We start from the raw sequence: 4,057 nt of genomic DNA on the forward strand, positions 1-4,057 counted from the left end.
AACAGGTGGTGATCGCCACCAAGTTCGGCTTCCGCGATGCCGACGGCAACAAGGGCGTGGACAGCCGGCCGCAGACCATCCGTGCCGTGGCCGAGGCCTCGCTCAAGCGCCTGCGCACCGACCGCATCGACCTGTTCTACCAGCACCGCGTCGACCCGGCGGTGCCGATGGAGGACGTGGCCGGCACCGTGCGCGAGTTGATCGCCGAGGGCAAGGTGAAGCACTTCGGGCTGTCCGAAGCCGGCGCGGATTCGATCCGCCGCGCGCATGCGGTGCAACCGGTGGCCGCGCTGCAGAGCGAGTACTCGTTGTGGTGGCGCGAGCCGGAGCAGGAGATCCTGCCGCTGCTGGAGGAACTGGGCATCGGCTTCGTGCCGTTCAGCCCGCTGGGGCGGGGCTTTTTGACGGGCGCGATGGATGCGAGCACCCCCTTCGAGGCGAGCGACTTCCGCAGCCGCCTGCCACGCTTCTCGGAGGAGAGCCGGCGCGCCAACGCCGGCCTGCTGGAGGTGATCGCCCGCCTGGCCGCGGCAAAGGGCATCACCCCGGCGCAGATCGCGTTGGCCTGGCTGCTGGCGCGCAGGCCGTGGATCGTGCCGATCCCGGGTACGACCAAGCTGCACCGCCTGGAAGAGAACATCGCCGCCACGACGGTGGCGCTGGACGCGGCCGAGATGGCCGACATCACCCGCGCGCTGGACGCGATCACCGTGGTCGGCGAGCGCTATCCGCAGCAGTTGCAGCGCGTGACCGGACGCTGAGATCGCAGTGGGGGCGTCATTGAACGCCTCCCTCCACACCGGGCCGGGGGCGGCGGGCACGCGCCAGGCGTTTGACCTGGCGGTCTGCGCCCGCCGTTGCCATGACATGCGCGGCCAGCATCGCCAGCACCTTGACGGCATCCAGCCCGCTGCTGGCCAGCCATGCCCCCAGCAACGCCATGAAGCACATCACGGCGATGAAATCGAACGCCAGCCGCGACACTGCGCCGGCCACCACCAGTACCAGGAAGTAGCCGGCGCTCGACAACACCCATGTGCTGGACAGCAGTTCGTACGGTGTGGGCATGGCCGACGGCAGTGACGCGGCGTGATGCCGCGCACCCAGAATCCGGTCGTTGCGTGAGCGCTGCATGGGGCGAAGGTGAAGTGGAAGAGAAGTGGCGCCACTGCGTCACGAAACCACTTCAAACCCTGCGCGAAACGTTGGCCGTGGCTGCCTGCATGCTGCTAGCGTTGTGGCCTTCGATCAATCGCAGGGATGGGCATGAAGCGTTCGTGGGGGTGGGGATTGCTGGCGTGCGCACTGCTGCTCGGCGGCGGCGCGTGGCTGTGGAAGCAGCCGTTCGCGATCATCGCGCGCGAAGGCTGGCGGTTGTCACGGCTGCCGGCACCGCACGCCATCGCCGTCCCGGTGCAGGGCATCGGTGCGCGGCAGATCGCGGCCACGTTTGGCGCGCCGCGCGGGCGTGACCGCACGCACCAGGGCGTGGACATCTTCGCCGCACGGGGAACCCCGGTACGGGCCGCCACCGAAGGCGTGGTGCTCAGCGTGCGCGACCGCGGCCTGGGCGGCAAACAGGTCTGGTTGCTGGGCCCGGCCGGGCAGCGCCATTACTACGCACACCTGGACGGCTGGGCACCGGGGCTGGCGGCCGGTGACGTGATCGGGACCGGCCAGGTGCTGGGCATCGTCGGCGACACCGGCAACGCCAAGGGCACGCCGCCGCACCTGCATTACAGCATCTACGGGCCGGACGGTGCGCTGGATCCGCTGCCGTTGATGCATGCAGCCAACCCCGCCAAGCGGTAAGGTACGCCCCCTGCAAGCCGCCCCCCGCGCGGCATGAGTCGCAACGATGGTGATTGACCAATTCGACCGGGACCACTTGTGGCACCCCTACAGTTCGCTGGGGAGCCCGGTGCCGGTGCTCAAGGTGGCGCGCGCCGACGGCGTGCTGCTGCAGCTGGAAGACGGCCCGCAGCTGATCGACGGCATGGCCTCGTGGTGGTGCGCCATCCACGGCTACAACCATCCGGTGCTGAACGCGGCCGCGGTCGAGCAGCTGGGGCGGATGTCGCACGTGATGTTCGGCGGGCTCACCCACGCGCCGGCGATCGCGCTGGGCAAGCTGCTGCTGCAGATCGTGCCGCAGCCGCTGGATGCGATCTTCTACGCCGACTCCGGCTCGGTGTCGGTGGAAGTGGCGCTGAAGATGGCCATCCAGTACCAGGCCGCGCGCGGGCGCCCGGGCAAGAGCAACATCGCCACCACGCGCTCGGGTTACCACGGCGATACCTGGAACGCGATGTCGGTGTGCGACCCGGTCACCGGCATGCATGGCCTGTTCGGCAGTTCGCTGCCGTCACGCTGCTTCGTGCCGGCGCCGCAGACACCATTCGATGGCACCTGGGACCCGGCCGACATGGCGCCGGTCGCGGCGCTGTTCGCCGAACGTGCCGACGAGTTGGCGGCCTTCATCATCGAGCCGGTGGTGCAGGGCGCCGGCGGCATGCGCTTCTATCACCCGCAGTACCTGCGCGAGCTGGCGCGGCTGTGCCGTGAATACGACGTACTGTTGATCTGCGACGAGATCGCCACTGGCTTCGGACGTAGCGGCCGCCTGTTCGGCTGCGAGCATGCCGGCATCACCCCGGACATCCTGTGCATCGGCAAGGCGCTGACCGGCGGTTACATGACGATGGCCGCCACGCTGACCCGGCGCGAGATCGCCGACGTGATCGCCGCCGGTGATCCCGGCGTGTTCATGCACGGCCCGACCTTCATGGCCAACCCGCTGGCCTGCGCGGTGGCGCTGGCCTCCACGCAGTTACTGCTGTCGCAGGACTGGCAGGGCCGGGTGAGGGCGATCGAGGCCACCCTGCGCGAGCGGCTGGCCCCGGCACGCGCGCTGCCGCAGGTGGCCGACGTGCGCGTGCTGGGCGCGATCGGCGTGATCGAACTGAAGGCCGCGGTGCGGCTGGAGCGCATCCAGCAGCGCATGCTGGAGCAGGGCATCTGGATCCGTCCGTTCGGGCGGCTGGTGTACGTGATGCCGCCGTACGTGATCAGCGACGCACAGCTGCAACAGCTGTGCGACGGCATGGTCGCGCTGGTGGCGGGACTGGACGCGGAGGACCTGCGCGCATGAGCGGCAAGGTGGTATTCGTCAGCGGCATCGACACCGAGATCGGCAAGACAGTGGTCACCGGCTGGCTGGCCCGGCAATGGGCCGAGCAGGGCGAGGACGTGATCACCCAGAAGCTGGTGCAGACCGGCTGCGTGGGCGCCTCCGATGACATCCTGCTGCACCGGCGCATCATGGGCACCGGGTTGTTCGAGGAGGACCGCGACGGCACCACCATGCCGGTGCTGTTCGCCTACCCGGCCTCGCCGCACCTGGCCGCGCGGCTGGAACAGCGGACGCTGGACCTGGACGCCATCGAGCGCGCCACCGCGACGTTGGCCACGCGCTACGGCACGGTGCTGCTGGAGGGTGCCGGGGGGCTGATGGTGCCGCTCACCGAGCAGCTGCTGACCATCGACTACGTGGCGGAGAAGGGCTGGCCGGTGTTGCTGGTGACCTCGGGCCGGCTGGGCAGCATCAATCACACGCTGTTGTCGCTGGAAGCACTGGCCGCACGCGGCATCGCGCTGCACGGCGTGGCCTGGAACAGCCGTGATGACAGCACCGACGAGGTGATCGCGGCCGACAGCCGCAACTTCATCCGTCAGTGGGTGCAGGCGCGCTTCCCGGACGCGGCCTGGTATGACGTGCCGCGGATCGACCTGGGCTGACGCTGCCCGGTCCCTCTCCCGCAGTCGGGAGAGGGCATGCGCCCGGGGCTATTTCCTCAGCTTGTAGGCCAGCACGTAGTCACCGGCCTTGGTGCCGATGGAACCGTGTCCGCCGGCCACCAGCAGCACCACCTGTTCGCCCTGGCTGTCCAGGTAGGTCATCGGGGTCGCCTGCCCGCCGGCGGGGATGCGCACGTTCCACAGCACCTTGCCGGTGGCCAGGTCATAGGCACGGAAGTTGTCGTCCGTGGCCGCGCTG

General features: G+C 69.4%; 6 protein-coding genes. 4 read left to right on the forward strand and 2 right to left on the reverse strand.

Going from position 1 to position 4,057, the window contains the following annotated elements; all coding sequences use genetic code 11:
• Positions 1-761: aldo/keto reductase (locus VA603_RS10285; protein WP_323438753.1), on the forward strand; the 761-nt coding region annotated here is incomplete at its 5' end.
• Between the two features lie 16 nt (positions 762-777).
• On the opposite strand, the gene VA603_RS10290 is transcribed toward VA603_RS10285, so the two are convergent.
• Positions 778-1,068 carry a hypothetical protein gene (locus VA603_RS10290; protein WP_323438754.1) on the reverse strand — a complete coding sequence of 97 codons (291 nt, stop codon included), beginning with the start codon at positions 1,066-1,068 and terminating at the stop codon, positions 778-780.
• Between the two features lie 198 nt (positions 1,069-1,266).
• On the opposite strand from VA603_RS10290, the gene VA603_RS10295 reads away from it, so the two are divergent.
• The 3 genes from VA603_RS10295 to bioD are packed head-to-tail and all read left to right on the forward strand — an operon-like array spanning position 1,267 to position 3,798.
• On the forward strand, positions 1,267-1,812 hold the full coding sequence (locus VA603_RS10295) for a M23 family metallopeptidase (RefSeq protein WP_323438755.1): 546 nt from the start codon (positions 1,267-1,269) through the stop codon (positions 1,810-1,812).
• 46 nt (positions 1,813-1,858) lie between these two features.
• Entirely contained in the window at positions 1,859-3,151 is a 1,293-nt protein-coding gene (gene bioA, locus VA603_RS10300) for an adenosylmethionine--8-amino-7-oxononanoate transaminase (RefSeq protein WP_323438756.1), read from the forward strand.
• Entirely contained in the window at positions 3,148-3,798 is a 651-nt protein-coding gene (gene bioD / locus VA603_RS10305) for a dethiobiotin synthase (protein ID WP_192286874.1), read from the forward strand. The genes bioA and bioD overlap by 4 nt, the downstream gene beginning before the upstream one ends.
• A gap of 48 nt (positions 3,799-3,846) precedes the next feature.
• On the opposite strand, the gene VA603_RS10310 is transcribed toward bioD, so the two are convergent.
• A partial coding sequence (locus VA603_RS10310) for a hypothetical protein (protein ID WP_323438757.1) occupies positions 3,847-4,057 on the reverse strand: 211 nt, incomplete at its 5' end.

Source organism: Stenotrophomonas capsici (assembly GCF_034961085.1).
In the GTDB taxonomy this organism is placed as follows: Bacteria; Pseudomonadota; Gammaproteobacteria; order Xanthomonadales; family Xanthomonadaceae; genus Stenotrophomonas; species Stenotrophomonas capsici.

Coding starts and splice junctions, on each gene's coding strand:
- bioD (WP_192286874.1), top strand. CDS start 3,148: ATGAGCGGCAAGGTGGTATTCGTCAGCGGCATCGACACCGAGATCGGC.
- bioA (WP_323438756.1), top strand. CDS start 1,859: ATGGTGATTGACCAATTCGACCGGGACCACTTGTGGCACCCCTACAGT.
- VA603_RS10290 (WP_323438754.1), bottom strand. CDS start 1,068: ATGCCCACACCGTACGAACTGCTGTCCAGCACATGGGTGTTGTCGAGC.
- VA603_RS10295 (WP_323438755.1), top strand. CDS start 1,267: ATGAAGCGTTCGTGGGGGTGGGGATTGCTGGCGTGCGCACTGCTGCTC.